Origin of the sequence: Dietzia sp. B44, assembly GCF_014145245.1 — a bacterium.
GTDB classification, from domain to species: Bacteria; Actinomycetota; Actinomycetes; order Mycobacteriales; family Mycobacteriaceae; genus Dietzia; species Dietzia natronolimnaea.
The window spans coordinates 1-1206 of sequence record NZ_JAALEF010000361.1; the positions used below are offsets into that span (position 1 = coordinate 1).

Below are 1206 nucleotides of genomic sequence, written 5' to 3' on the forward strand. Positions count from 1 at the left end.
TAGTTCCAGTCGCCCTGGCCGTCGAAGGCGCCGAACTGCCGACCGGGTCCGTTCTTGACGATGAACGGGTCGCCGTTGCGCGAGTTCTCGTAGTACCAGCGTGCGTCCTCGGGGCTGACGTTGATGCAGCCGTGGGAGACGTTGCGGACGCCCTGGTCGGCGATCGACCACGGGGCGGAGTGGATGTAGATGCCGTCGTAGCTCAGGCGGACGGCGTCGTTGATGATCGAGTCGTACCCGCCGTCCTCGATCCGCAGCCCGAAGGCCTCGGAGTTCATCCGCACGTTCCGGCCGCGCTGACCCGTGTAGTAGACGCCGTTGTAGGTCTCCCAGCCGCGCATCCCGGCCGACGCCCGCATGGTGCGCACGTGCTGGCCGTTTCGCGTCACGGTGATGTGCTTGGTGCGGTCGTCGTATTCCGCGATCAGCGCGTCACCCGTGCGGAAGGCCTGCTGCCGCTTGCCGCCGGCCCAGACGGTGACCGAGGTGTTGACCGGCCAGAAGGAGTGCGGGCGCCACCGCACCTCGGAGTTGTTGACCCAGTAGAACTTGCCCGCCACCGGGGGCTCGGTACGGATGCCGAGCGTGGCCTCCGCGCGGGCGCGGTCCGCGATGGGCCGGTCGAAGAAGAACATGACCGGCTGGGCCACGCCGACGATCTCGTTCTGCGTGGGGAAGACGTTGACGTCTCCGTACTCGGGCGCGGGTCGGTCGGGACCGATCACCGGGTAGGTGAGGACCGGCATCGCCCCGACACCCGGGATGAGCGGGGTGGGCAGCGGCGCGTTCTCCAGCTGGGGGATGCCGGGCGGGCTCGGGGGCATCACGGACTGCGCGTTGGCCGCCGGGGCGAGCCCCAGGACGAGGGCGGCCGCGGCGAGGATCGAGGCGAGGACCGGGATCCGGGGCGAACGGGTCATTGCTACTCCTGGGGACGACGGAGACGAGGGGTACCTCTCAGCCTAGGCGGAGGACTCTCTTAGGGTGTCGTGCGCCATATCGATTGTGTTTCACCCCGACCCGCGGGGGTGGGCCTGGGGCCGGTCCCGTGGCCGCCTCAGTAGTTCCAGTCGCCCTGGCCGTCGAACTCGCCGAACTGCCGTCCCGGGCCGCCCACCACGATGAACGGGTCGCCGTTCCGGGTGTTGTCGTAGTACCAGGCCGCGTCCTCGGGGCTGAGGTTGATGCAGCCGTGGGAGACGTTGC

General features: G+C 69.2%; 2 protein-coding genes. Both read right to left on the minus strand.

The features are described from left to right. A partial coding sequence (locus tag G6017_RS11925; protein WP_182617537.1) for a L,D-transpeptidase occupies nucleotides 1-920 on the minus strand: 920 nt, incomplete at its 3' end. Between the two features lie 137 nt (nucleotides 921-1057). Continuing rightward, on the minus strand, nucleotides 1058-1206 hold a 149-nt coding region (locus G6017_RS11930; protein WP_182609279.1), incomplete at its 5' end, for a L,D-transpeptidase.